At 74.3% G+C, this 25092-nt stretch carries 19 protein-coding genes; 7 read left to right on the forward strand and 12 right to left on the reverse strand.

What is annotated here, in order from left to right:
- The first annotated feature begins 58 nt into the window (after positions 1-58).
- Both ACFZB9_RS14235 and ACFZB9_RS14240 read left to right on the forward strand, forming a co-directional pair.
- On the forward strand, positions 59-661 hold the full coding sequence (locus ACFZB9_RS14235; RefSeq protein ID WP_391446893.1) for an ArsR/SmtB family transcription factor: 603 nt from the start codon (positions 59-61) through the stop codon (positions 659-661).
- Positions 658-2004: an MFS transporter gene (locus ACFZB9_RS14240; protein WP_391446894.1), complete on the forward strand. Its 1347-nt coding sequence runs from the start codon at positions 658-660 to the stop codon at positions 2002-2004. The genes ACFZB9_RS14235 and ACFZB9_RS14240 overlap by 4 nt, the downstream gene beginning before the upstream one ends.
- Positions 2005-2054: 50 nt before the next feature.
- Here ACFZB9_RS14240 and ACFZB9_RS14245 read toward each other — a convergent pair whose 3' ends face one another.
- The 7 genes from ACFZB9_RS14245 to ACFZB9_RS14275 form a co-directional block, all read right to left on the reverse strand.
- A complete protein-coding gene (locus tag ACFZB9_RS14245) occupies positions 2055-3125 on the reverse strand; it encodes an N-acetylglucosamine kinase (protein ID WP_391446895.1) in 1071 nt (356 codons plus the stop codon).
- Positions 3126-3197: 72 nt separating this feature from the next.
- Complete coding sequence (locus ACFZB9_RS14250; protein ID WP_391446896.1) at positions 3198-4487, reverse strand: 6-phospho-beta-glucosidase; 1290 nt, start codon at positions 4485-4487, stop codon at positions 3198-3200.
- A 1-nt stretch (position 4488) separates the two neighbouring features.
- Positions 4489-5391: a carbohydrate ABC transporter permease gene (locus ACFZB9_RS14255; RefSeq protein WP_391446897.1), complete on the reverse strand. Its 903-nt coding sequence runs from the start codon at positions 5389-5391 to the stop codon at positions 4489-4491.
- A gap of 3 nt (positions 5392-5394) precedes the next feature.
- On the reverse strand, positions 5395-6384 hold the full coding sequence (locus ACFZB9_RS14260) for a carbohydrate ABC transporter permease (RefSeq protein ID WP_391446899.1): 990 nt from the start codon (positions 6382-6384) through the stop codon (positions 5395-5397).
- Between the two features lie 7 nt (positions 6385-6391).
- Entirely contained in the window at positions 6392-7768 is a 1377-nt protein-coding gene (locus ACFZB9_RS14265) for an extracellular solute-binding protein (RefSeq protein WP_391446901.1), read from the reverse strand.
- Between the two features lie 102 nt (positions 7769-7870).
- The gene (locus ACFZB9_RS14270; RefSeq protein WP_391446902.1) at positions 7871-9058 is read right to left on the reverse strand and encodes an ROK family protein; all 1188 of its coding nucleotides are present in this window, start codon (positions 9056-9058) and stop codon (positions 7871-7873) included.
- Between the two features lie 215 nt (positions 9059-9273).
- On the reverse strand, positions 9274-10389 hold the full coding sequence (locus tag ACFZB9_RS14275; protein ID WP_391446903.1) for a mechanosensitive ion channel family protein: 1116 nt from the start codon (positions 10387-10389) through the stop codon (positions 9274-9276).
- Positions 10390-10770: 381 nt separating this feature from the next.
- Here ACFZB9_RS14275 and ACFZB9_RS14280 point away from each other — a divergent pair, with 381 nt between their 5' ends.
- Positions 10771-11388 (forward strand): HNH endonuclease, encoded by a 618-nt coding sequence (locus ACFZB9_RS14280; protein ID WP_391446904.1) that lies wholly within the window; start codon positions 10771-10773, stop codon positions 11386-11388.
- A gap of 330 nt (positions 11389-11718) precedes the next feature.
- Here the strand turns inward: ACFZB9_RS14280 and ACFZB9_RS14285 are convergent, their stop codons facing one another.
- Positions 11719-15945, reverse strand: a complete 4227-nt coding sequence (locus ACFZB9_RS14285; protein ID WP_391446905.1) for a beta-N-acetylglucosaminidase domain-containing protein — start codon at positions 15943-15945, stop codon at positions 11719-11721.
- A gap of 506 nt (positions 15946-16451) precedes the next feature.
- Between ACFZB9_RS14285 and malQ the strand changes: the two genes are divergently transcribed.
- Both malQ and ACFZB9_RS14295 read left to right on the forward strand, forming a co-directional pair.
- Positions 16452-18593, forward strand: a complete 2142-nt coding sequence (malQ, locus tag ACFZB9_RS14290) for a 4-alpha-glucanotransferase (RefSeq protein WP_391447383.1) — start codon at positions 16452-16454, stop codon at positions 18591-18593.
- 21 nt (positions 18594-18614) lie between these two features.
- Complete coding sequence (locus ACFZB9_RS14295) at positions 18615-18860, forward strand: hypothetical protein (RefSeq protein WP_391446907.1); 246 nt, start codon at positions 18615-18617, stop codon at positions 18858-18860.
- A 184-nt stretch (positions 18861-19044) separates the two neighbouring features.
- Here ACFZB9_RS14295 and ACFZB9_RS14300 read toward each other — a convergent pair whose 3' ends face one another.
- The 4 genes from ACFZB9_RS14300 to ACFZB9_RS14315 form a co-directional block, all read right to left on the reverse strand.
- The gene (locus ACFZB9_RS14300) at positions 19045-19740 is read right to left on the reverse strand and encodes a VIT family protein (protein ID WP_391446908.1); all 696 of its coding nucleotides are present in this window, start codon (positions 19738-19740) and stop codon (positions 19045-19047) included.
- Positions 19741-19859: 119 nt separating this feature from the next.
- A complete protein-coding gene (locus tag ACFZB9_RS14305) occupies positions 19860-20657 on the reverse strand; it encodes an FAD:protein FMN transferase (protein ID WP_391446910.1) in 798 nt (265 codons plus the stop codon).
- Positions 20657-21163, reverse strand: coding sequence for an FMN-binding protein (locus tag ACFZB9_RS14310; protein ID WP_391446912.1), 507 nt, complete (start codon positions 21161-21163; stop codon positions 20657-20659). Before ACFZB9_RS14310 ends, ACFZB9_RS14305 begins: the two co-directional genes overlap by 1 nt.
- Before the next feature lie 98 nt (positions 21164-21261).
- Positions 21262-22653 carry a ferric reductase-like transmembrane domain-containing protein gene (locus ACFZB9_RS14315; RefSeq protein ID WP_391446914.1) on the reverse strand — a complete coding sequence of 464 codons (1392 nt, stop codon included), beginning with the start codon at positions 22651-22653 and terminating at the stop codon, positions 21262-21264.
- Positions 22654-22834: 181 nt separating this feature from the next.
- Here ACFZB9_RS14315 and ACFZB9_RS14320 point away from each other — a divergent pair, with 181 nt between their 5' ends.
- A complete protein-coding gene (locus ACFZB9_RS14320) occupies positions 22835-23587 on the forward strand; it encodes a response regulator transcription factor (protein WP_391446916.1) in 753 nt (250 codons plus the stop codon).
- Entirely contained in the window at positions 23584-25092 is a 1509-nt protein-coding gene (locus tag ACFZB9_RS14325) for an ATP-binding protein (protein ID WP_391446918.1), read from the forward strand. Before ACFZB9_RS14320 ends, ACFZB9_RS14325 begins: the two co-directional genes overlap by 4 nt.

Raw genomic sequence — 25092 nt, forward strand, 5'->3', positions numbered from 1 at the left:
CGGCCACCCCCAAATAAACCTTTGACGGTCGTCGGGCGCTGCCCGCATGATGGCCGCCATGACGGACGACGACATCGCGCGCGGCCCCGCCGACGGCTTGCGGGCGCTTGCCCACCCGCTGCGCCTGCGACTGCTCTCGCTGCTCACCGGCCAGCCGATGAGCGCGGCCGAGGCGGCCCGGGAACTGGGCGAGACGCAGGCCAACGTCAGCTACCACCTGCGCCGCCTGCACGCGGCAGGGCTGCTGGAGCCGGCCGGCGAGGTGCTGGTGCGCGGCGGACGGGCCAAGCGCTACCGGCACGACCCGGACAGCGGCACCACGGTCGACGCGACCACCGGCGACGAGTTCCAGCTGCTCACGGCTGCGCTGGCGGACGAGCTGCGCCGGCGGTCCCGGTCGCGAGTGGCCGGGGCGCCCGGGGCGCTGACCGACGCCGAGCTGTGGGTGGCCCCCGAGGTGTGGCGCCGGGCCGCCCAACTGGCCGACGAGCTGGGCAGCTTGCTGCACGAGGCGGCCCGGCCGCCGCACGCGCCGGGCACGGTACGGGTGGGCGCCACCATGGTGCTCTTCCAGATGGCGGCCGGCGGCGGGACGGCGGGGGAGCCGGCGGCGGAGGGTATGGCGGAGAGGATGGCGGAGCCGATGGCGGAGGGGATATGAGCGCCGCGACCGCCGTGCTGCGGCACCGCCCGTTCCGCTGGCTGACCGCCGGGCGGGCCGTCACCGTGCTGGCCAACTCCATGGCACCGGTGGCCCTTTCGTTCGCGGTGCTCGATCTGACCGGGTCGGTGACCGACCTGGGCCTGGTGGTCGGGGCGCGCTCACTGGCCAACGTGCTGGCGCTGCTCTTCGGCGGGGTGCTCGCCGACCGGGTGCGGCGGGCGGTGCTGCTGCAGGGCTCGGCGCTGGGATCCGCCGCGGTCCAGGGCGTGTTGGCGGTCAGTCTGCTGCTGCACTGGGCCTCGCTGCCGCTGCTGGTGGTGCTGAGCCTGGCCAACGGCGTGCTCGCCGCGCTCTCGCTGCCCGCCGCCGCTGCCCTGCTGCCGCAGACGGTGCCCGCCGGCGAGCTGCGCCAGGCCAATGCGGTGGCCCGGTTGGGGGTCAACCTCGGCATGATCATGGGTAGTTCGCTCGGTGGACTGCTGGCCGCCACGGCCGGTGCCGGCTGGGCGCTGGCGGTGGATGCGGCGGCGCTGGCGGCGGCGGGCGGCTGCTATCTGCTGGTCCGGCAGGCCGCCGCCGAGTCCGGCGCGGACCGGGAGAAGGTCCGCGCGCTGGTCGAACTACGGGATGGCTGGCGCGAGTTCATCTCGCGCCGGTGGGTCTGGGTGGTGGTGCTGCAGTTCCTGGTGGTCAACGCGGCCTACTCCGGCGCGGTCCAGGTGATCGGCCCGGGCATCGCGCAGGCCACCATCGGGCGCACGGCCTGGGGCGTGGTGCTGGCCGTCCAGATGGCCGGGGCGGTGGTGGCCGGACTGCTGGCGACCCGGCTGCGGGTGCGGCGGGCGCTGGCGCTCGGGGTGGGCCTGGTCGGCGCGGACGCCGTGACCGTGCTGGCGCTGGCCCAGCGCCCGGGGGCGGCGGTGCTCTGCGCGGTCATGTTCGTCTCCGGCTTCGCCCTCGAACTGTTCGGCGTGGCCTGGGACCTCTCGCTCCAGCAGAACGTCCCCGCGGACCGGCTGGCGCGGGTCTACTCGATCGACGCGCTCGGCTCCTTCCTGGCGCTGCCGCTGGGCGAGATGGCGGTGGGACCGCTGGCCCACCGGTTCGGCGAGCGCACCACCCTGCTGGTCGCCGCCGCGCTGATCGCGCTGGCCACCGGCGCGGCGCTGACCAGCCGGGCGGTGCGCACCCTCACGGTGCGCGACGAGCCTGCGGCGGGCACAGTGCCGGCGGCGGGCACAGCGCCGGTGGCTGCCACAGCACTGGTGGCGGGCGCGGAGCCGGTGGCCGACGCACCGGCAGTGCTGATGCCCAACGTGCCGCCCGGCGCCGCCGGTTGAGGTCTGCACCGGCCCCGGCCCCGGCCCCGGCACCGGCCCCGGCCCCGGCCTCAGGCCGCGATCGCCGCCGGGCTGCCGTACGCCTCGCGCAGCCGTTGCTGGGCGCGGGGACCGCCGCCCAGGCCGTCGGCTGCCAGCCGGTCCAGGCCGAGCAGTGCCGCGCCCAGCACCGGCGGCGCGGTGACGATGCGCGGCTGCGCCCACGGGGTGAGGGTGTGCAGCCGCTGGGTCAGGTTGTCCAGCAGCAGCGGGTGCCCGGCCGCCAGCACCCCGCCGCCGAGCACCAGCGGGGTGGGTTCGTCGAGCAGCTCAAGGCGGCCGAGCGCGACCCAGGCCAGCCGGCTGATCTCCTCGGCCTGCCGGTCGATCAGTGCCAGGGCGGCGGCGTCCCCCGCGGCGGCGCAGTCGAAGATCAGCGGGGCGACCTCGTGCAGCCGCTCCCGGGCCAGCTCGCCCAGATGCATCGCGGCCGCCACCGCATTGGCGCCGGGCAGCGCGAAGTGCGCGGCGATCGCGCCGGCCAGCGCGGTGGCGGGCCCGCGGCCGTCCTCGGCCCTGGTCGCGTGCCACATCGCCTCGGCGGCCAGCCCGCCGCCGCCGCCCCAGTCGCCGGTCAGCTGGCCGAGCGCCGGGAAGCGCGCGGTGCGGCCGTCGGGCAGCAGGCCCACGCAGTTGATCCCGGCGCCGCAGACCACGGCCACCCCGCGCGGGCTGTCGGTGCCGGCCCGCAGCAGCCCGAAGGTGTCGTTGGCGACGGCGACCGTGCGGCCCCAGCCGTGCGCGGCCAGCGCCCGCTCCAACCGCTCCTCCTCGATGGGGAGATCGGCGTTGGCCAGGCAGGCCTGGAGGTGCTGGACCGGCGCCCCGGGGGCGAGCGCCGGTCCGGCCTGCTCGGCCGCCGCCGCGACCAGCGGGGCGAGCGCGGCGACGGCCGCCTCGGGCCCGGTCAGCTGCGGGGCGAAGCCGCCGCCCCGGGCGGTGCCGAGCAGCCGGCCGTCCGCGGCCACGAAGGCGACGTCGGTCTTGCTGTTGCCGGCGTCGATCGCGAGCACGGCCAGTGGGCCTGCCCCCTCGGCGCCCTCGGCAGCGGTCAGGTCTGGTTCCAGCTGGTGGTGGTCCATCGGGCCCCCGGGCTCGTGCGTGGAGCCCCGGCCGGTCGGGCCGGGGCTGGGTGAGAGGTGGCGGCGGAGTGGCTAGGCCCAATCCAGGTACTGGCCGTTGTGGGCCAGCAGGCGGTCCGTCAGCTGCTCGGCCAGGTCCAGCTGGCCGATCAGCGGGTGCGCCAGCAGGGCGTCGAAGACCCGGTCCCGGCCGCCCTTCAGGGCCGCGGCCAGGGCCAGTTCCTCGTAGGCGGTGACGGCCGCGATCAGGCCCCGGTAGAGCGGCTCCACCGGGCGCTGCGGCAGCGCGGTCACGCCGCCCGCGCCGACCTCGGCGGGTACCTCGATCACCGCGTCGTCCGGCAGGAAGGGCAGGATCCCGTCGTTGCGGGTGTTGACCACCTGCACGTCGTGCGCCGCGCCACCGGTCCCGAGCAGCGCCGCGAGCAGCTGCACCGCGGCCTCCGAGTAGAAGGCGCCGCCGCGCTTGCCGAGCAGCTCGGGCTTGGCGTCCAGCGCCGGGTCGGCGTACATGGTCAGCAGCTCGCGCTCGATCGCGGCCACCTGGCCGGCCCGCGAGCCCTTCTCGCGCAACTCCCGGACCACCTCGTCGTGCTGGTAGAAGTAGCGCAGGTAGTACGAGGGCACCACGCCGAGCCGCTGGATCACCGGCAGCGGCAGCAGCAGGTCCTCGGCGATCTGCGGGCCGAAGCCGCCGAGCAGCTCCGGCAGCACCTCGCGTCCGCCCGCCGCGCCGGGGGCGTCCAGCAGCGTGACGCCGCGCTCCCAGGTCAGGTGGTTCAGCCCGACGTGGTCCAGGCGGATCAACTCCGGTGCCACGTCCAGGTGGGCGGCGAACTTGCGCTGGAACCCGATCGCCACGTTGCACAGGCCCACCGCCTTGTGGCCGGCGTCCAGCAGCGCCCGGGTGACGATGCCCACCGGGTTGGTGAAGTCGACGATCCAGGCCGCCGGGTTGGCCCGGCGCACCTTCTCGGCGATCGACAGCACCACCGGCACGGTGCGCAGCGCCTTGGCCAACCCGCCCGCGCCGGTGGTCTCCTGGCCCACGCAGCCGCACTCCAGCGGCCAGGTCTCGTCCTCGCCCCGGGCCGCCTGCCCGCCGACCCGCAGCTGCAGCAGGACGGCGTCCGCGTCGGCCACCCCGGCGTCCAGGTCCTGGGTGGTGGTGATGGTGCCCGGGTGGCCCTGCTTGGCGAAGATCCGCCGGGCCAGGCCGCCGATCAGCTCCAGCCGCTCGGCGGCCGGGTCGATCAGCACCAGCTCGCCGATCGGCAGCCGGTCGCGCAACCGGGCGAAGCCGTCGATGAGTTCGGGCGTGTAGGTGGAACCGCCGCCGACGATGGCGAGTTTGAGAGACATATCAGCCCTTGACCCCTGTGAGAGTGACGCCTTCGATGAAGGCCTTCTGAGCGAAGAAGAAGAGAACGATGACGGGCGCCATGATCAGCAGGGTGGCCGCCATGGTCAGGTTCCAGTTGGTGTGGTGCGCGCCCTTGAAGGACTCCAGGCCGTAGGAGAGCGTCCAGGCGCCGGGGTTCTCGCTCGAGTAGATCTGCGGCCCGAAGTAGTCGTTCCAGCAGTAGAAGAACTGGAACAGCGCGACGGCCGCGACCGCCGGGCGGGCCATCGGCAGGATCACCCGCAGCAGGGTCCGCAGCTCCCCGCAGCCGTCCACCCGGGCCGCCTCGGTGTACTCCCTGGGGATGGTCAGCAGGAACTGCCGCAGCAGGAAGATGGTGAAGGCGTCGCCGAAGGCCATCGGGATGATCAGCGGCCAGAGCGTGCCGGTCAGGTGCATCTGCTTGGCCCAGAACAGGTACATCGGGATGACCGTCACCTGGGGCGGCAGCATCATCATCGAGATGACCGCCATCAGCGCCAGGTTGCGGCCGCGGAACCGGAAGCGGGCCAGCGCGTAGGCGACCGGCAGGCTGGAGACCACGGTCAGCACGGTCCCGGCGACCGCGTACACCAGGGTGTTGCGCCACCAGGTCAGGAAGCCCGGGGTCTGCCACACCTTGACGTAGTTGCCCCAGTCCCAGTGCTGCGGCCAGTAGTCGGTGGTCAGCGCCTGGCGGTCCGACATCACCGAGGTGAGGAAGACGAAGAGGAAGGGCAGCAGGAAGAAGAGCGCGGCGGCGATCGCGGTGGTGTGCACGGCCACCCAGTGCAGGGCGGCGCGGCGGCGGGCGGCGCGGTGCGCGGTGGTGCGGGCGGGCGCGTCGAGCGGCCGGCCCAGGCTGGGGGAGGAGGTCACGGCCATGGGTCAGTCCTCGCTGGTCACGAAGCCGGCCCGACGGCGCAGCAACAGACTGGTGAAGGCCATCGAGATGGCGAAGAGGATCAGGGCCACCACACAGGCCGAGCCGGTGTCGAAGCGCTGGAAGCCGAGGTTGTAGACCATCTGCGGCAGCGTCCAGGTGGAGCCGCGCGGGTAGCCGGGCTCGAACTGCTCGCCGGAGCCGCCGATCACGCCGCTGGCGACCTTCCCGGCCACGATGGCCTGGGTGTAGTACTGCATGGTCTGGATCACGCCGGTCACCACCGCGAAGACCACGATCGGCGAGATGTGCGGGACGGTGACGAAGCGGAACTTCTGCCAGGCCCCGGCGCCGTCCAACTCGGCTGCCTCGTACTGCTCCTGGGGAACGTCCAGGAGCGCGGCCAGGAAGATCACCATCAGGTCGCCGATGCCCCACAGGGCCAGCAGGGTCAGGGCCGGCTTGGACCAGCTGGGGTCGTTGAACCAGCCCGGCTGCGGCAGGCCGAGCCGGCTCAGCGCGTGGTTCACCGGCCCGGTGCCCGGGTTGAGCAGGAACGCGAAGGCGATCGTGGCGGCCACCGGCGGGGCCAGATAGGGCAGGTAGAAGGCGGTGCGGAAGAAGCCGGCGCCGCTCTTCACCTTGGTGATCAGCAGGCCGATGCCCAGGCCGAAGACCACCCGCAGCGACACCATCACCACCACCAGCCAGAGCGTGTTGCCCAGGCCCTGCCAGAAGAAGGGGTAGTGGCCCAGGACGTAGTTCCAGTTCTTCAGGCCGGTGAAGACGGGGGCGGTGAAGCCGTCGTACTTCATGAAGGAGAAGTACACGGTGGAGATCAGCGGATAGGCGAAGAAGAAGCCGAAACCGATCAGCCAGGGGGACAGGAAGGCCAGCGTGCGCCAGGCCTCGCGGCGGTGCTTGCGGCGCAGCGCGGCGGCCGGGGCGAGGGCGGGCGGGGGGAGGGTGAGCGGCGAGGAGTCGGTCAGTGCCATCGGGGGATCACTTCGCCTGGGCCACGGCGTCGTCGATCTCCTTGTCGGTGGCCGTGAGGCCGGCCGACAGATCGGTCTTCTTGCCGCTCTCCACGTCGTAGGCGAGGTTCTGCAGGCTCACCTGGTAGGCGCCGCCGTTGATACTGGCGGGCGTGGTCGAGGAGTTGGGGTTGCGGGCCACGTCCAGGAAGGTCTTGAAGTTCGGATCGGTGTTCAGCTTCGGCGAGTTGAGCGCGGCGATGGTGCTGGGCACGTTGTGGATCGCGTTGGCGAAGCTCACCACCGCGTCCGTGTCGGTGGTCAGGTACTTCACCAACTGCCAGGCGGCGGCCTGCTTCTGGCTGGTGCGGGCGATGCCGACGATGGTGCCGGTCAGGTAGCCGCGACCGTAGTCGGCCGCCTGCGCGTCGGGCACCGGGAAGGGCGCGGTGGCCCAGTCGACGGTGGCGCTGTCGTCGGCTATCGACTGGGTCCGCCACTCGCCGTCGATCGCCATCGCCACCTGGCCGGTCTCGAACGGGTTCTTGGCGCTGAACTCGTCGCCGAAGGTGGTGCGGAACTTCTCCAGCTTGTCGTAGCCGCCCAGCTTGTTCACCAGGTTCCGCTGCCAGGTGAGCATGTCGGCCACCGTCGGGTCGGTGGCCAGGTCCGCCTTGCCGTCCGGGCCGAAGTAGCTGGTGCCCCACTGGCCCAGGTAGTGCGCGGGGGAGGACTCGTAGCCGTGGTAGTCGGGCATGAAGCCCAGCTGCTGGTAGCCGTCGCCGCTGGGGACGGTCAGCTTCACGGCGTCGGCGTCGAACTCGCTCAGCGTCCTGGGCGGCGCGGTGATGCCGGCGGCGGCGAAGGCCTTCTTGTTGTAGTAGAGCCCGTAGGCGTCGCCGAGCAGCGGCAGCGAGCACTGATCGCCCTGGAACTGGCTGTACTTGAGCATCTGCGCCGGGAAGGTGGTCGCCGGGTCGATGTTGTCCTGCTTGAGCAGCGGGTTGAGGTCGATCCAGATCTTGGAGTCGCAGAACTTGCCGACGTTGTCGGTGGTGAACGAGGAGACCACGTCGGGGGCGTCGGGACCGCCGGCCCGCAGCGCCTGCTCGCTCTTGTCGTCGGAGACGTTGGCGACCACCTTGACGTGGATGTTCGGGTGCAGCTGCTCGAAGGCGGCGATGTTGGCGTTGATCGCCTTGGTCTCGTTGTCCTGGCTCCAGCCGTGCCAGAACGTGATGGTGACGTCCTTGCCGTTGGCCGACTGGTCCGTGCCGGTGGAGTCGGTGCCGGTGCAGCCGGTGGCCAGCAGCGCGACGCTCGCGCCGAGGGCCACCGCGGCGGCGAGCCGGTGGGTGCGGATCTGGGACACGCGTCCTCCTGGGAGTACGGGGGCGGGCGGCATCGCCCGTCGCCCCGGCGGGGGAAGGGGGGAGGCAGTGCGGGTACGCGGATATCGGACATGACGGTGAGTCGAGCGGCGGATCGGTGGCGCATCGGTGGCGGATCAGGCGGTGGTGAAGGCCCTCTCCCGTGCGGCGGTCAGGGCGAGCTGCAGCGCTCCGTGCAGCACCGGCGAGCCCGGCACCGTACTGCTGAGCAGCCTGGGGCGCGGTACCGCCAGGCCGGTGAGCTCCTCCTGGACGAGCTCGCGCAGCGTCTCGCCGCCCGCGGTCGGGATCCCGCCGCAGAGCACGACGAGCTCGGGGTCGACCACCGCGACGATCGCCGCCAGGCCGGTGGCCAGCCGGTTGGCCAGGTCGGCCAGGAACTCCTCGCCCGCGCCGGGGGTGGCGAGGGCGCGGGCGATCGCCGCCTCGGCCGTGCGGCCGGACAGCTTGTACCGCTTGGCCAGCGCCAGTACCGCGTTGGCTCCGGCCAGTTCCTGGAAGCCGCCGGAGTTCTCCCGGCGGACGTTGCGGACCACCGGCGCGCCGGGCACCGGCATGTAGCCGACCTCACCGGCGCCGCCGGTGAAGCCGCGGTGCAGCCGGCCGCCGATGGTGATCGCGGCGCCGATGCCCTCCTCGGCCCAGAGCAGCACGAAGTCCGCGCAGCCGCGGGCCGAGCCGAGCACCCGCTCGGCCACGGCGGCGAGGTTGACGTCGTTCTCGATCGCCACCGGCGCGCCGAGGGCCGAACGCAGCTCCTCAGCCAGCCGGGGGGAGTGCCAGCCGGGCAGGTGGGCGGCGTAGCGCAGCTTGCCGGTGGCCGGGTCGAGGGCGCCGGGGGTGCCGATCGCGATCTCGCTCAGGCAGCCCGGCCGGAGTCCGGCCCGGTGCACCGTCTCGGCCAGGCCCTCGGCGACCCGGGCGACGGTGCCGGTGGCCTGCCGTCCGGGGGTGGGCAGCAGGTGCTCGGCCAGGGTGGCACCGGTGATGTCGGCCACCGCGAAGCGGATGTGGCTGGTGGTCACATCCAGCCCCGCCACGTACCCGGCGGCCGGATTGAGCTGGTACAGCTGCGCGTTGGGCCCGGGGCCGCCCGCGCTGGTGCCCACCGGGACGACCAGCCGGGCCGCCTCCAGGCGGGCCAGCAGCTGGGAGGCGGTGGGCTTGGAGAGCCCGGTCAGGGCCCCGATCCGGGTGCGGGAGAGGGGGCCGTGCTCAAGCAGGAGGTCGAGCGCCGCCCGGTCGTTGATGGCTCGCAGTCGGCTGGGAGTGCCGGGGCGGGGGGTGCTGGTGGTGTCGGTCACGAGCTTGATCCTCCTCCATCGGCCGTGGTCGGAGCGGGGGTGGTGGCGCTCCCGTTGATTGGAAACTTTACTAACAGTTCCTCCCTGGCTGTCAATCATTTGGACGACTCATCCGACTTTGGATGCCACCGCTTCGGATGCCCGCGGGGCAGGGCGCAGAACGCAGCAGCCCCGCGACCCGGGCGGGTCGCGGGGCTGCTGGGCGCAGAAGTCCGCTAGGGCAGCTTGCCGAAGGCCTGCTGCTCCTCCGGCGTGGGCGGCGGTATCGGCCGGGCGGCCAGGGACCGGGCCGAGGCCGGGTCGGCCAGCGCGGAGGGCGGCAGCGCGTCCGCCGGGGAGGCCGGTGCGGGGACCGACGCGGCGGCCTCCTCCTTCAGCTTGATGCCGGCCTCGTCGAAGGCGGTCTTGAGCCGCTGGCGCAGACCCCGGGTGACCAGGACCGCCTTGCCCGGCATGGTCCTGGCCTGCACCCGCAGCACCACGGTGTCGGAGGCCACCGACTCCACGCCCAGCACCTCCACCGGGTCCCAGAGCACCTCGTCCCAGGGCGCCTCCTTGGCGAACCGCTCGGCGGTCTGCAGGATCAGCTCCGTCACCCGGTCGAGCGGCTCCCGATAGCCCACCTGGACGTCCACCGTGGCGGTCGACCAGCCCTGGCTCATGTTGGCGATCCGCTTCACCTCGCCGTTGCGGATGTACCAGATCTCGCCGTTCGCGCCGCGCAGCTTGGTCACCCGCAGGCCGACCTCCAGCACGGTGCCGGTGGCCACGCCGGTGTCGATCTCGTCCCCGACGCCGTACTGGTCCTCCATGATCATGAAGACCCCGGAGAGGAAGTCCGTCACCAGGTTGCGGGCGCCGAAACCGATCGCCACACCGGCCACACCCGCGCTGGCCAGCAGCGGTGCGAGGTCCATGCCGAGCGCCGAGAGGACCATCAGCGCGGCGGTGCCCATGATGGTGAACGAGGCCACGCTGCGCAGCACCGAACCGATCGCGGCCGAGCGCTGCTGGCGCCGCTCGGTGTTGACGAGCAGTCCGCCCAGCCGGCTGGGCGACTCCTCGTCACCCTGCGGCTCGCGGGTCATACGGTGTATGAACTGCGAGATCAGCTTGCGCACCGCGGCTCTCAGCAGCAGCGCGAGCACCACGATGATGACGATCCGAACCGCGCCCTCGACCCAGTTCTGCCAGTTGGTGTCGAGCCAGGAGGCGGCCTGCCGGGTGCTGTCGGACACCTCGCTCGCACTGGTGGGCAGCCGCAGGGCGGGCGCTTCGGCGGGCGGACTGGGGGCCGCGGAGAGAAGGGCCGGGAGACCGGACCAGCTCACGGTGGAACCTTCCTGCAGACGGACACACGATCGGCCGCCGCGGGACACGCCGCCCGCGCGGACCGTGCGCCTCAGCCTAGCGCCCGGGCGAGCCCCCGATTTCCGCTCCCGCCGACCACCCGGGCGGCCGGCCGATCCCGGCGGGTGATCTTCGTAGGCCGCTCAGCGGCGCCGGGCGGACCGTTCGAGTGCGGCGCGCCGCACGCTTGGGCATAGAGATCAGTACGACCGGCGATGACCGAAGCCTCTTCGGGCCGTTACCCGGTAGTGGTGGCGCCGTACAAAGTCGTAAGGCGACACTGGGGGTGATCGCGCAGCGATGCGCGGTCATCCGCTCGTCCCGGCGCGAGCCACGCGCCGCAGGCGTCCAAGGAGGCATCCGTGCCGCATGTCCTGGTCCTCAACGCGTCCTACGAGCCACTCGGTGTCGTATCGACGCGCCGCGCCCTCATCCTCGTCCTCAACCACAAGGCAGTCAGCCTGGAGGACTCGGGTGTCACTCTGCACAGCGCCACCAGCGCCGTTACGGCGCCCTCCGTGGTCCGGCTCACCCGGTTCGTCCGGGTGCCGTTCTGCGGACCCGTCCCGCTCACCCGCCGCGCTCTGTTCGCCCGGGACCACGGGCGCTGCGTCTACTGCGGGGCCGCCGCTACCAGCGTCGACCACGTGATCCCGCGCAGCCGCGGCGGGCAGCACCGCTGGGACAACGTGGTGGCGGCCTGCCGCCGCTGCAACCACACGAAGGCCGATCGCCACCTGACCGAGCTCGGGTGGCGGATGAAGCGACCACCGGCCCCGCCCAGCGGGCTGGCCTGGCGCATCATCGGAACCGGGATCAGGGACCCGCGCTGGCGGCCCTACCTGGAGCCGTACGGCGGCACGGACCAGTTCCGTGACTTCGAGCACCACGACCATACCGATCACGCGGGAGCACCGGTTCCGCTGGGCCGGTCCCGTCCCGTCCACCGCGGTGAGCAACCGGAGGCGCTCACCGCCTGACCAGCGAGGGCCGAACGGTGCCTCATGGGCCGGTGGCGCGCATCTGTGAGCGCGTCACCGGCCCGCCGCTGTCCTGGGAGCGCCCGCCGGCACGGGGCCGGGCAGTGGCCGCCCTTGAACGGGGCTCAGAGCCGCCGGCGCAGCGGGGACAGCGCGAGGGCGTAGACCGCGCCGCCCACCGGCATCAGGTCGAGCGAGGCCGCCATCGCCAGGGTGCCGGCCAGGACCAGCAGCGGGCCCTCGCCCCCAGGGGCGAGCCGCCCCGCTCACGCCGGTGGCGGTCTCCCCCGCACGGGGGGAGACCGCCACCTCACCCTCGCCGCCGTCCGATCAGTGCGGCCCCGGCCCCGGCGCCGTCCCGCTCGGGCTCGGCGAGGGGGTCGTGCCCGGTGCCGGGGAGCCGCTCGGCGTCGGTGCCGGCGACCCGCTGACCGGCGAGCTCGGCGTCGGGGTCGGTGCTGTGGACGGCGCGGGCGAGGTGGTGGACGGCGTGGGCACCGTCACCGGGGGCGTCGGCAGCCCGCCGCCCGGTGCCGGCGGCGCGCTCGGCACCCCGCTGGGCGTCGAGGTCGGCACCGGCACGCCCACCGGGGGCGCCGACGGCGCCGTCCCGGTGCCGCCGGCCTGGTCGGTGACCGCGTACAGCTCGATCCCGTACAGCGAGTACCCGTACTTGGTGGCCCGGCTGACCCCCTGCATCCGCAGGTACACCGCGCCCGGTGCGTCGAACCGGACCGTCTCGGTGCCGCCCCGGCCACTGGTGACGGTGGCCACCGTGGTCCAGGTGACCCCGTCCTGCGAACTCTGCAGCTGGTAGGCGCTGGCGTAGGCGTCCTGCCAGTGCAGCACCGCCTCGCCCAGATGGGTGGCCTGCGGCAGCTTCAGCTGCACCCAGGCGTTGTCCGCGGCGGGAGAGGACCACCGGGTGGCCGGGTCGCTGTCGTTCACCGCCGAGGCCGGGAACTTGGACGTCTCGTCGCCCGAGGAGCTCGCCGTCGCGGTCGGCGCCAGGTCCGGGCCGCCGGTCGGCGGGACCACGTGCACCGTCAGGGTCTGCTCGATCGTCACCGAGCCCGCCACGAAGTCCACCGGCACCTGGTAGGTCCCCGGCGGCGTGGTGGCCGCCGCGGTGATCTGCACCGGGGTGCCGGCCCGCCCGCCGCGCGGCACGCTGACCGGCGTGCCCGGCTGGCCGGCCGCGGGCGCGGGGGAGACGGTCAGGCCGGCCACCCCGCCCGGCGCCGCGGCCCGGATCTCGCCGGTGGCGCCGTCCGGGCGCAGCGCGTCCACCACGGCCTGGGTCTGCGCGGGCGACGGCGCCCCGGCGATAACGTCGAGCGACTGGTCGGCCAGCGAGAGGCGGGCCACCGGGGTGTCCGCGTACCAGGGCACGATCTGGTTGACCACCGGCGCGGCGCCGCCCGGCTGCCAGGTCAGCCGCACCGCGTCGGCCGGCCGGCCGCCGGCCGGCAGCTCGTTGTAGCCGGGGTGCAGGGTGCCGAGGTCGGTCCAGCTGCCGTCCTCCTTGCGCACCGCGACGGTGGCGGTGGCGTTCACGGTGGGGTCGGTCAGCACGGTGAGCCGGTCCAGCGGGCGCAGCGCGCCCAGCTCGACGGTGAGCGGTGCGTCGCTCGCGGTCGGCGCGGCCGCCGCCCGGTAGGCGGTGTCCGGGTCGCCGTCCAGCACGTCGGAGGCCGAGGAGCCGGCCGCCGCGGGCGGCCCGCCGACCACGGTCATCTGGGCGGAGCCCGGCGCGGTCACGCTGAAGTCGCGCACCGCGACGGCCGTCTGCTGCGTCTTGGTGGCGCGCAGCCGGACCGCCTTGACCACCGCGCCGCCGGGCACCTGGGCGGAGACGGTCTTCTGCTGGTGCACCGCCATCAGCTGGTGCCAGACGCCGTCGCCGGTGGTGTACTCGAGCACCCCGTCGTGCAGGTAGTCGTCGACCGCGGCCGCCGTGTCGCTGTCGGCCGTGGCGTCGGCGTCGGCGGCGGTGCTGTCGGCCGAGCCCATGGTGATGGTCACCGTGCCCACCGGACGCCCGTCGCCCAGGCTCACTCCGATCGCGTCGCCGGGCTGCGGCGGGGCCGCGCTCCAGTAGAACGTGTCCGGTGAGGAGTCGGTCATCAGCGCCGGCTGGTGGTCGTTGGCGCTGCCCATGGTGCTGGTCGGCGTCAGGCTGCCCCCGCTCACCCCCGACCAGGTGTCGGCGGCCTGGGTGGCCCTGTCCAGGAAGGGGTCCAGCACCCCGGCGCCCACGGTCACCGCACCCTGGGCGAGTTGGCTGCGCAGCGCGCGCAGCTCGACCCGGGCCTGCCAGGCCGCCGCGCCGTCGCCGCGGTGCTGCGCCAGCAGCATGTCCAGCGCCGCCTGGCCGGCCTGCCCGTAGAGGCCCAGCCGGGACAGCCACGGGCCGGTCTCCTGGGTCAGGGTGTTGCCGGCCGCGCCGGGGCCCGCCTGGTTGTCGGTGCCGCGCAGCGCGTCCAGGGCGCCGGCCATGGTGGTGAAGGCGGCCCGCAGCGGGTCGGCGGCCTGCTGCAGCCGGGCCAGGTCGGTGCTGCCGCCGCTGGGCTGCAGGGCCGCCCAGAACGCGTCGAGCAGCGGGGTCAGGTAGCCGGACTCCTGGGCGGACAGCGGGGAGGAGGAGCTGTTGCCCGCCAGCGCGGTGAGTGCGGCCGGCGCCGGGCCGGTGCCGGCGTCCGTCGCGCTGCCGGGCACGGTCTCGGCGGCCAGCGCGCGCAGCGCGAACTGCCAGGAGGCGTCGGACTGGTAGCCGGTCGGGTTCCAGGCGTAGTCGCCGGCGGTGGCCAGCGGCAGCTGCGAGGCGGCGGCCTGCTGCATGCCCGCGGTCAGCAGCATCGCCGAGCGGGCGGCCACCTCGGGGTCGCGCCCGGTGTAGGGGCCGAGGAAGAGCCGGTCGGGGGCCGAGTCGTTGACCGGGTAGTTGTCCATGGTGACCAGCGGGTGGCCGAAGAGCACGGCGGTGTCGGTGGTCTGACCAGCCGTGATCTTGCCCGGGATCACCCCTACCCCGCTCCAGGCGATCTGCACGGCCCGCGGCAGCGCGGCGGCCAGCGCGGTGCGGTAGGGGCTGCTGCCCTGCTGGTGGAACTCGGTCGGCACGACCGAGAGCGCGGCCAGGTCCTGGTGCTGGTCGATCAGCCGCTGCTGCACGGCCGCGGCCAGCCTGGCCTGCGCCTTGGCGGCGGCGGCCGGTCCGGTGCCGAAGGTGTCCTCGTCGTCCGAGCAGTGCCACTCGTCGTAACTGACGTCGTCGAACTGCAGCTGGAAGGCGCCGAAGCCCAGGTCGCGCATCGCCGACAGCTTGGCGATCAGCGCGTCCACGTCCTTGTCCGAGCTGTAGCAGAAGTTCTGGCTGGGGGAGATCGCGTAGCCGAGGGTGACGTGGTCGGCCTTGGCCCGCTCGGCCAGCGTGCGCAGGTCGCGCTGCTGCGGGGCGGGGTAGGAGTCGCGCCACAGGTCCTGGCGGTACGGGTCGTCACCGGGGGAGTAGAGGTAGAAGTTCTGCTTGGTCCGGCCCAGGAAGTCGATCAGGTCGAGGCGCTGGGTGGTGGTCCACGGCGTGCCGTAGAAGCTCTCGGCGGTGCCGCGCACCGGCGCCCCGGTGGGCCAGTCACGCATCGTCAGACCGGGGAAGCCGTAGCCGCCCTGGCCCTGCCCCTGGCCGGCCGGGACGGCGGTGAGCAGCTGGCGCAGGCTCTGCGCGGCGTAGAAGGTGCCGGTGCTGTCCACGCCGGCGAGCACCACCGCGCCGTAGCTGCCGCCGGGGGTGGGCAGTTGACCGGCCGCCAGCGCGTAGCCGCCGTCCGGCAGCCCCTCCGGGGCACCGCCACCAAGGGTCTGCAGCACCTGGGCGGCAGCCGGGTCGGGCTGCTCCTCGGCGCCGCCGACGTAGACCACCAGTGAGCCGGGCGCGGGGGTGGGGGCGGCCGCCAGCGGGGTGACCAGGCTGGTGGCGCCCGCCTCGATCAGCACGTCGCGCACCGCAGCCAGCGCACCCGGGTCCGCCTGTTCGCCGGCCACCAGGGTCACGTCGGCGGGCACCGTCACCGGCTTGCCGCTCAGCTGGAGCTGCTGCGGCCGGGGGAAGACCTGAGGGTTGGTCAGGCTGCCGAGCGGGGTGCGCACCGGAGTGCTGCTGACCGTGTAGGAGGACGGCAGCGCGCCGGCCGCCCCGGCCGGGGCGGCGGTGGCCAGCGCGCCGATCACGGCGGCGGCCGAGAGGGTGGCGGCGATCCGCAGGGCGGCCCGGCGGTGCGAGAGCGCCTCGGGGTGCGCCGTCCCGGTGCCGCTGACGGTGCGTCCGGTGGGCTGCGCCTCGCGCTCGGCCCGGACGGCGGCGAGCAGCGGCTCGGTGCCCTTCAGGTCGGAGATCAGCCGGTCCGCGGTGCGCGGCGCGACCAGACGGGCGGTGCGAGCGGTGGCTCGACGGGTGACATGGACGGCGGGATGCTGCAGGACCTCGCGCAGAACCGGGCTGGCTTCGAGCTGCTGCCGCAATCGCCGCCCGGCGGCTGCGGACACACGGGTCTGCACGGGGGCCTCCTCGCGACCGGGGGCAATCGGCCGAACGGGGTGATCGACGGGCGTGCGACGACTGCCCCCCGGCCCCCCGACCGACATGCCAGCCCTCGCTGCCACAGCCCACCAGCTGGGCATGTGCACTGTCAACGCGAGCTGGTCCGATGACCGTTCCATCCCATTTTGTCGCGCGTGTCGCATGCTCAGAACGCGGCGCTCGACGCACTGCCGCGCCACCGCCTCCGGCGCGCCGTTGCGGATGGTCGCCGGGCGGGCCGGGTAGGAGTGGAGCCTGACTGACGCTCACCAGGCCGCAGCCGCCGCACCGCACCGCGCAGTTGTCCTCGAACCTCAGGGAGACCGTGTTGGCCGCCTATCTCGACCACCATGACGAGAGCAGTGACGCCCCCTCAGGGCCGGTACCGGGCCATCCGGCCGGTGCGCGGGCCGGTGCGGAGGCCGGCGGGGAGGCCAGTGCGGAGGCCGGAGAGGAAGCGGGCGAGGAAACCCCCGCCCCCGCGCTGATCGCCCTGGCCCACGCGCACGGCGTGGACAGCGGCTACGACCCCGGCGAGGGCGAGCCGGTCCAGGTCGGCGCCGCCACCCTGATCGCCGTGCTCGCCGCGCTGGGTGTCGACGCGAGCAGCCCGCAGGCCGTCGAGCAGGAGCTGGCCGCGCACCGGGCCGCCGTCGCCGCCCGGCTGCTGCCGCCCTGCCTGGTGGTGCGGGCCGGGCGCCGCACCGCGCTGGACGTGCCCGCCGCCACCCGGCTGCGGATCGCGCTGGAGGACGGCGGCGACTGGCAGCTGACGCCGGCCCGGGCGCACTGGCTGCCCGCCGACCTGCCGCTCGGCCGCCACACCCTGTACCTGGAGCTGGCCGGGCGCGCCGAGTCCGCCACCCTGATCGTGGCCCCCGAGCGGCTGGCCCCGCTGCCCGGGCGCGGCTGGGGCCTGCTGGCCCAGCTCTACTCGGTGCTCTCCGAACGCTCCTGGGGCATGGGCGACCTCGGCGACCTGACCGAACTCGTCCAGTGGTCGGGTGACGCGCTCGGCGCGGACTTCGTACAGATCAACCCGCTGCACGCGGCGCTGCCCACCGTCCCCTCCGACCCCTCGCCCTACCGTCCCTCCTCGCGGCGCTTCGCCGACCCGGTCCACCTGCGGATCGAGGCGGTGCCCGAGTACGCGTACGCCGAGCCGGCCGACCAGGCCAGGCTGGCGGAGCTGGCGCAGCGCGGCGCCCGGCTGCGCGCCGAGGTGCTGGCGCACGACGGCCTGATCGACCGGGACGCGGTGTGGGCCGTCAAGCGCGCGGCGCTCCAGCTGCTGCACGCCGTCCCGCGCGGCCCGGGCCGCCAGGCCGCCTACCAGGCCTACGTCCGGCGCGAGGGCCGCTGGCTGGAGCGGTACGCCACCTGGAACGCGCTGGCCGAGGTGCACGGCAGCGACTGGCGGCACTGGCCGCACGGCCTGCGCCACCCCGACTCCCCGCAGGTGGCCGCCGCCCGCGCCGAGCTGGCCGAGGCCGTCGCCTTCCACCGCTGGCTCTGCTGGCAGCTGGACGAGCAGCTCGGCGGTGCCCAGCGGGCCGCCGAAGCGGCCGGCATGGCGCTCGGCCTGATCCACGACCTGGCGATCGGCGCCCATCCGAACGGTGCCGACGCCTGGGTGCTGCAGGACCACCTGGCCGCCGGCATCTCGGTCGGCGCCCCGCCGGACGCCTTCAACGCGCACGGCCAGGACTGGGGCCTGCCGCCCTGGCGCCCCGACGCGCTGGCCGCCGCCGGCTACGCCCCGTACGCCGAGCTGCTGCGCGCGGCCGCCCGGCACGCGGGCGCGATCCGGATCGACCACGTGATGGGCCTGTTCCGGCTCTGGTGGGTGCCCGAGGGCCGCCCGCCCACCGATGGCGCCTACGTCCGCTACGACGCCGCCGCGATGCTCGGCGTCCTCGCGCTGGAGGCGCACCGGGCCGGCACCGCGGTGATCGGCGAGGACCTCGGCACGGTCGAGCCCGGGGTGCGCGAGGAGCTGATGGCGCGCGGCGTGCTGGGCACCTCGGTGCTCTGGTTCGAGCGGGACTGGACCGGCAAGGAGGGGCTCAAGGGCGCGCCGCTGGTGCCCGAGCACTGGCGGCCCGGTTGCCTGGCCACCCTGACCACCCACGACCTGCCCAGCACCGCCGCCCGGCTGTCCGGCGAGCACGTCCAGCTGCGGCATCAACTCGGGCTGCTGGCAAGACCGTTGGCCGAGGAGGAGCAGGCCGCGGCGGCCGAGCTGGCCGACTGGCGGGCGGAGCTGACCCGGCTCGGCCTGCTCACCGGGGGCGCCGAACTCGACGCGGCCGCGCTCTACCGCTTCCTGCTGGCCACCCCCGCCGAGCTGGTCGGCCTCTGGCTGCCCGACACGGTCGGCGACCCGCGGCCGCAGAACCTGCCCGGTACCTGGGACCAGTACCCCAACTGGCGACTGCCCGTGGCGGACGGCACCGGGACCCCCGTCACCCTGGAGCGACTGGCCGCCGGGGCCGGTGCCGCCGAGCTGGGCGGACTGCTGCGCGAGGGGCTGGCGGCCTGGCGGGCCCAGCGGCGGACGGGGCTGTCCGGGCGGGCGGAGACGGCTGAACTCGGAAGGCCGACCCCGCCGAGCGACCCCCAGTAAAGGGCCGGTACCTTGAGGAACGTGGACAAGAGGAACGCTATGCGCGCCGGTGCGGTCTCCGCGGCGGCCACGCTGATGATGCTGCTGTCGTCGCCGGCTTTCGCCGCGACCGGGAACGCGACCGAGGAGCGGGCCAGCCTCAGCGTCGCCCAGTCCCTGGGCCTGTTCGTCGCGACGCCGATCGTGCTGTTCGCGATCATCGCCGGGCTGGTCGTGCTGGGCACCTCCAGCGGCAGCAAGGCCAAGGCCAAGGCCAAGAAGAAGTAACGACTCGTCGCTCCGTCCGCCCCGCCGACCGCCGCCGGTCGGCGGGGCGGACGTGTCGGTGCGGACGTGTCGGTAGGGGGTGGCCGGAGCCGACGGCGCGCGGAGTTCAGGCGCGAGGGGGTCCGGGTGCGAGGGGTCTCGGGCGTGAGGGGGTTCGGGTGCGAGGGGTCTCGGGTGCGCGGCTTCAGACCCCCGCCGCGCCCAGCAGCGCGCCGGCCGCATAGGTCACCGCCATCGCCAGGCCGCCGCCCAGCACGTTGCGCAGCACCGAGGGCCGCACCGGCGCCTCACCGAGCCGGGCGCCCGTCCAACCGGTGAGCAGCAGCGCGCAGAGCACCGCCAGGACCGTCACCGGCACCCGCCACGCCACCGGCGGCAGCACGATCGCCAGCAGCGGCAGCAGCGCGCCCACCGTGAAGGACAGGAAGCTGGCCCAGGCCGCGTGCCAGGGGTTGACGATCTGCTCGGGGTCGATGCCCAGCTCCACCCTGGCGTGCGCGGTCAGCGCGTCCCGCGCGGTGAGTTGCTCGGCGACCTCCCTGGCCACCTCGGGAGTCAGCCCGCGGTCCATCAACAGCCCGGTCAGCTCGTCGAGTTCCTCCTCCGGCTGCTCGGCCAGCTCACGCTCCTCATAGGCGAGCGCGGCCCGCTCGGAGTCCCGCTGGGCGCTCACCGAGACGTACTCGCCGGAGGCCATCGAGAGCGACCCCGCCAGCAGCCCGGCCAGGCCCGCGGTCAGCAGGGTGTCGGAGGAGGAGGTCGCCCCCGCGACGCCGACCACCAGGCCGGCGGTCGACACGATCCCGTCGTTGGCGCCGAGCACTCCGGCGCGCAGCCAGTTCAGCCTGGTCCCCAGGGCGCCGTTTCGGCTCTCGTCCACGCTCCAGTGTCGCCACCCGGGGCGCGGCCGCGCACTGATCCGGCGGGCGGCGGCGTGTCGGCTCGGTTGCCCAGGTGCTCTGCTGGCCAGGTGCTTCTGCTGCTCAGGTGCTCTGCTGCTCAGGTGCTCTGCGGGTCGACCAGGTGGCGGGCCAGGCCGGGGGTGCCGAGCCGGCGTCCGTCGGGCAGCACCGCCAGCGCCTCGTAGCCCTGCTTGGCCGTCACCCAGTCCAGCGCCCGCAGCGGGCCCATGGCGAAGGCCGCCGTGGCGTAGGCGTCGGTGCGGGCCAGGCGCGGGCCGATCACGGTCAGCGAGCGCAGGCCGCGGGCCGGGCCGCCGCTGGTCGGGTCCACGATGTGCTCGCCGCGCTCGGCGGTGCCGGAGGTGGCCACGGCGAAGCCGTCCGGGGGCTCGCCGCTGTCGGCCCGGGCCGTCAGGACGGCCGTCAGGACGGCCGCCAGGAACCCGGCACGGTCCGGGTCGGCCACGCCCACCCGCCACGGCTGCCCGGGCGCGGCCTCGCCGCTGGCCTGCACATCGCCGCCGCCGGTCACGCTGTGGTGCCGGTAGCCGGCCGCGAGCAGCAGGTCGGAGGCCCGTTCGATGGCCCAGCCCTTCACCCAGCCGGAGGGGTCGAGCCGCCCGCCCGGTCGCACGGTGAACCAGCCGCCGGTCTCGGCCGCGACCGCCGCGCAGTGCTCCAGCGCCTCGCCGACCAGCGGGTCGCACTGGGCGACGGTCAGCTCGCCGCGGGCCAGCCGGCTGAGCTGGCTCTGCGGCAGGTAGGGGGAGAAGAGCGCGTCCAGGCGGTGCAGCTCGGCGAGCGCGGGCCCCAGGATGCCGGGCCGTCCCGGTTCGCCGTCGCGCACCGCGAAGGAGAAGACCGTGCCCATCGCCGCCTCGGCGTGCCGCAGCATCAGTGCGCGCCGGCCTGGTCGAGCGCGCTCTGCAGCGAGCGGGTGTAGCCCTCGCTGGTGTAGGTGGCGCCGGAGACCGAGTCGATCCGGGCGCTGCCGGCGGCCACGGCCTCCTGGTTCAGCTGGGGCAGCGCGTAGGTGTTGATCTCCTCGTCGCGGTTGGTGTCGGAGGGGTACTGCAGGACGTCGACCTTGTTGAGCTTGCCGTCGGTGAGGGTGATCCTGACCTGGACCGGGCCGTAGCGGGTGTCGATGGCGCTGCCGGTGACGGTCTTCGTGGTGGCCTTCGCGGCAGCGCTCGCAGGAGCGCTCGCGGCAGCGCTCGCGCCGGAAGTCGGACCGGTCGACGTCCCACTGCCCGACGGCTGGTCGGTGGCGACTGTCGCTCCGGTGTCCGAGGAGATCACCGGAGCGCTCCCGGCCGACGAACTCCCGTGCGGCTTGAGCGAGAGCAGCAGCACGACCCCGGCCGCCGTGGCCGCGGTGGTGACGATGGTTCGGCGCATCAGCCGGTGCTCCTTCAGCAGGACTCAGCAGGACTCAGCAGGACTCAGCGGGTTCAGGGGGTGCGGGGGGTGCGGGGGGTGCGGGGGATTCGGGGGAGTCAGAAGACGAATGACTCGTGGTGGATCCGGTGGCGCGGCACCCCTGCCGCCCGCAGCTCCTGGATCGTCGCGGCGGTGAACCCGTCCGGCCCGCAGACGTAGACCTCGTGCCCGGCCAGCTGCGGCACCGTCCGTTTCAACCGGTCCGCCGTGAACGGATCGTCCAGCTCCGCCCGGCTGCCGAGCAGGAACGTCAGCCGGGCCCGGCGCCGGGCCACGATCTCCTCCAACTCCTCGCGGAAGATCAGCTCCTCGGCCCGCCGCGCCCGATAGAGCAGGGTCAGCTCGCCAGGGCGGGCCGGCACCGTCTCGAAGAGCGTCCGGACTGGGGTGATCCCGACGCCCGCCGCTATCAACAGCACCCGGCGTGCGCCGCCGCGGCGCGCCGTGAACGCGCCGTACGGGCCCTCGGTGCGCACCCGTACGCCCGGCTGCAGCGCGGCCACCGCCGCACTGTGCCCGCCGAGGTCCTTCACGGTGAACCGCAGGAAGCGCGGGTGCGGCGGCGCGGAGAGCGAATACGGGTTGGCCGCCCAGCGCAGCCCCGGCGCCAGGAACTGGAGCCGGAAGAACTGGCCCGGCCGGCACCGCAGTTCGTCCAGCCGCTCGCCGGTCAGGAAGACCGACACCACGCCGGGCGCCTCCGGCCGCACCTCGGCGACCCGCAGCCGGTGCCGCCGGTCGCGCAGGACCGGCACCACCAGCCGGAACCAGCCCAGCAGCGCGAAGGACCCCAGGTAGAGCGCCCACCAGCCGAGCAGCCCCACGCCCTCGGCCAGGTCGGCGCCGTTGGCCAACTGGTGCGCGAAGGCCAGCGCGATCGCCAGGTAGGTCGCCAGGTGCAGGTAGTACCAGGCCTCGTAGCTCAGCCGCCGGCGCGCCGCCCGCGCCGAGACCGCACCGGTGCCCAGCATCAGCAGGGTGCCGATGGTGGCCTTGAGCATCTCCGGGTAGTGGAAGACCAGTTGGACGCCCTCCGGCAGCACGCCGCGGTGCGCCGTCAGCGCGTAGCCCCAGGTCACCGTCAGCACGTGCGCGGTGACCAGCCCCACCAGGTACCGGCCGCCCAGGGCGTGCCAGCGGGCCAGCCGGTCGGCGCCCACCTCGCGCTCCAGCACCGGGATCCGGGCCATCAGCAGGAGCAGCACCGGCGCCGCGTACCCCGCCAGCAGTCCGGTGATCCGCGCCGCGCCGGTCAGCCACTGGTCGGCCCCGGTCACCGCGTAGGTGTCCCGCCACCAGAGCGCCAGGATGCCCAGCGCGCCCGCCGCGATCAGCGCCGGCACCAGGGCCGGGAGGTTCGCCAGCGCGAGGTCCACTCCCGGCAGCTCGCGCGGCCGGTCCGGAGTGGGCGCGGCCTGCCGGGCGCGGCGGTGGGTGGCGGTGCTCACAAGCTGTTCTCCTCGCGGTACGGGCTTCGCCACAGTGCCAGGAAAAGCTCTCAATTCTCTCTGATCGCGAACCGTCTCGACCGCCTCTCGGGACGTTTGCGCAGGTCAGAGCTGTTTGCCCAACCGAGACATCTCACCGTCTTCTCATCGGGACCCCGCAGACTGGGCCCGTTCCCCGACAATGGGGATGCCCGTTTCCCTGTCGCGCTCGAACGGACCCCACGACCTCATGACCCCACGCCGCATCCTGGTTGTCGACGACGAACCCGATCTGATCGAGGTCCTGTGCGGCGCGCTGCGTTACGAGGGCTGGCAGGCGCGCGGCGCCGCGACCGGCGAGCAGGCCGTCGCCACCGCGCTCGACTGGGCCCCCGACGCCGTCGTGCTCGACATGATGCTGCCCGACCTGGACGGCTTGGCAGTGCTCGCCCGGATCCACGCCGAGCGCCCCGAGGTCCGGGTGCTCTTCCTTACCGCGCGGGACGCCGTCGAGGACCGGATCGCGGGCATCACGGCCGGCGGCGACGACTACGTGACCAAGCCGTTCAGCCTGGCCGAGGTGGTCGTCCGGCTGCGCGGCCTGCTGCGCCGGGCCGAGCCCGCCCCCGTCGCGCCGCCGTCGGACGCGCTGGTGGTGGGGGACCTGGTGCTGGTCGAGTCGGCCCGCGAGGTGACCCGGGCCGGCGACCTGATCGACCTCAGCCCCACCGAATTCGCGCTGCTGCGCTACCTGATGAGCCACCCGCGCCAGGTGCTGAGCAAGGCCCAGCTGCTGGACGCCGTCTGGTCCTACGACTTCGGCGGCCGGGCGCACGTGGTGGAGCTGTACATCAGCTACCTGCGCAAGAAGATCGACGCCGGGCGGCCGTCGATGATCCACACCGTCCGCGGGGTCGGCTACCTGCTCAAGCCCGCCGTCACCGCCGCGCCGTGAGCCGCCCGACCCAGCGGCTGCGCCCGTCTCCGCTGCGCCCGTCCTCGCTGCGCCCGCGGACCCTGCGGGCGCGGCTGATCGCGGGGCTGGTCGCGCTGCTGCTGGTGATCTTCGCCGGGGTCGGCCTGGCCGTCACCACCGCGCTCCAGCACTACCTGCTGGTCCGGCTCGACCAGCAGCTCTCCGACACCGGCGGCCGCTACGCCGCCAGCCTCGAACACGGCGCCGGAACCGCCGGCCACCCGATCGACCGGCGCGACACCCGCGCCCAGGCCCCCGGCACCTTCGGCGCCCGCCTGCTGCACGGCAGCGTCACCGCCGCCGGCGTGGTGGACGGCGATGCGGACGACGCCGGCGTCGAGGCCGGCACCATCCCCGCCGACACCGACGACCTGGTCAAACTCAGCCCCACCGACCAGCGCACCCTGGCCGCCCTGCCGGTCGCCGGCCCCGCCCGCACCGTCGACCTGGCCAACCTCGACTCCTACCGGGTCCGCGCGGTGGCCGGCCAGGACGGCGACGTGCTCATCACCGGCCTGCCGCTGCGCCCGCTGACCGACACCGTGCACCAGGCGATCCTGGTCGAGGCCACCGTCTTCGCCGTCGCGCTCGGCGTCGCCGGACTGGCCGGCGCGCTCTGGCTGCGCCTGGCACTGCGCCCACTGGACCGGATCGCGGTGACCGCCGAACGGGTGAGCGCGCTCCCGCTGGCCCGTGGCGAGGTGGTGCTCTCCGAACGCGTGCCCAGCACCGCCGCCGACCCCGCCACCGAGACCGGCCGGGTGGGCCTGGCCCTCAACCGGATGCTCGGCCACGTCGAGGACGCCCTCGCCCAGCGCCACGCCGTCGAGGACCGCCTGCGCTCCTTCGCCGCCGACGCCGGCCACGAACTGCGCACCCCCGTCGCCACCGTGCGCGGCCACGCCGAACTGGCCCTGCGCCACCCCGACCCGATGGCCCCACCCGTGCGCCACGCGCTGGAACGCGTCGAAGCCGAGGCCCGCCGGATGGGCGCCATCGTCGACGACCTGCTGCTGCTCGCCCGCCTGGACGCCGGCCGCCCCCTCGCCGCCGCCGAGGTCGACCTCACCCGCCTCGCCCTGGACTGCACCGACGACGCCCGCGCCGCCGCCCCCACCCACCACTGGCGCCTGGACCTGCCCGCCGAGCCCGTCCTCGCCACCGGCGACGAGGACCGCCTGCGCCAGGTCCTCGCCAACCTCCTCGCCAACGCCCACCGCCACACCCCGCCGGGCACCACCGTCACCCTCCAACTCACCGGCCACCGCCTCACCGTCACCGACAACGGCCCCGGCATCCCCCCTGACCTCGCCCCCCACATCTTCGACCGCTTCGTCCGCGGCGACCACACCCGCTCCCGCACCACCGGCACCACCGGCCTCGGCCTCGCCATCGCCCACGCCATCGCCGCAGCCCACGGCGGCTCACTGACGCTCCGTCAGAACAGCGACCCTGGTGCGGCGTTCGTGCTGACCCTGCCGTAA

Source organism: Kitasatospora sp. NPDC008050, assembly GCF_042957465.1.
Classification (GTDB): Bacteria; Actinomycetota; Actinomycetes; order Streptomycetales; family Streptomycetaceae; genus Kitasatospora.

Bases quoted from the DNA above. Each gene is read 5' to 3' on its own strand.
- ACFZB9_RS14235 (WP_391446893.1), top strand. From the start codon at position 59: ATGACGGACGACGACATCGCGCGCGGCCCCGCCGACGGCTTGCGGGCG.
- ACFZB9_RS14240 (WP_391446894.1), top strand. From the start codon at position 658: ATGAGCGCCGCGACCGCCGTGCTGCGGCACCGCCCGTTCCGCTGGCTG.
- ACFZB9_RS14245 (WP_391446895.1), bottom strand. From the start codon at position 3,125: ATGGACCACCACCAGCTGGAACCAGACCTGACCGCTGCCGAGGGCGCC.
- ACFZB9_RS14250 (WP_391446896.1), bottom strand. From the start codon at position 4,487: ATGTCTCTCAAACTCGCCATCGTCGGCGGCGGTTCCACCTACACGCCC.
- ACFZB9_RS14255 (WP_391446897.1), bottom strand. From the start codon at position 5,391: ATGGCCGTGACCTCCTCCCCCAGCCTGGGCCGGCCGCTCGACGCGCCC.
- ACFZB9_RS14260 (WP_391446899.1), bottom strand. From the start codon at position 6,384: ATGGCACTGACCGACTCCTCGCCGCTCACCCTCCCCCCGCCCGCCCTC.
- ACFZB9_RS14265 (WP_391446901.1), bottom strand. From the start codon at position 7,768: ATGCCGCCCGCCCCCGTACTCCCAGGAGGACGCGTGTCCCAGATCCGC.
- ACFZB9_RS14305 (WP_391446910.1), bottom strand. From the start codon at position 20,657: ATGCTGCGGCACGCCGAGGCGGCGATGGGCACGGTCTTCTCCTTCGCG.
- ACFZB9_RS14310 (WP_391446912.1), bottom strand. From the start codon at position 21,163: ATGCGCCGAACCATCGTCACCACCGCGGCCACGGCGGCCGGGGTCGTG.
- ACFZB9_RS14320 (WP_391446916.1), top strand. From the start codon at position 22,835: ATGGGGATGCCCGTTTCCCTGTCGCGCTCGAACGGACCCCACGACCTC.